The sequence below is a fragment of the Micromonospora aridisoli genome (genome assembly GCF_056150025.1).
Genome location: NZ_JAXCFK010000106.1, coordinates 1 through 584, shown reverse-complemented (window position 1 = coordinate 584; position 584 = coordinate 1). Strand labels below are relative to the sequence as shown.

At 72.9% G+C, this 584-nt stretch carries 1 protein-coding gene; it reads left to right on the top strand.

What is annotated here, in order from left to right; genetic code table 11:
- Positions 1–2 precede the first annotated feature (2 nt).
- Positions 3–584 (top strand): HflX-like GTP-binding protein (locus SM447_RS29590; RefSeq protein WP_474576153.1); only part of this gene is annotated, 582 nt, incomplete at its 3' end.

Sequence of the window (584 nt, the reverse complement as noted above, 5' to 3'; positions counted from 1 at the left end):
GGTTGCTGGGATCCAGGCCGGGCGTGGAGCGCCCCACGGCGGTGCTGGTGGCGGTGCGCGGGGAGGACGGCGTTACCGGCAGCGGACCGGGCTCCGACACCTCGCTCACCGAGCTGCGCCGGCTCGCCGACACCGACGGCCTGGCCGTCGCCGACGAGGTCGTCCAGAACCGGCCGCACCCCGACCCGGCGACCTTCGTCGGCTCCGGAAAGGTGGACGAGCTCGCCGCGCTCGCCGAGCGCTACCCCTACCGGCGCGTGATGGCGGCCTGCGACCTGATCCGGATGGCGCTGATGCTGCTCATCGCCATCCCCGGTCTGCCGGTGCCGGTCATCCTCGCGCTGCTCTTCCTCACCACCCTGGCCAACCCACCGAGCCAGGCCGCCAAGTCCGCGCTCATGGCACAGATCCTCACCGGTGACCGGCTGGTCCTCGGGCTGTCGCTCAACGCCAGCGCCAGCCAGGCCGCGCAGGTCGCCGGTTACCTGCTGGGTGCCGCCATCGGCCAGATCAGCCCGACCACCGCGCTGCTCATCAACGCGGCCACCTTCGGCGCGTCGGCGTTCCTGGTCCGCTTCGGGGTG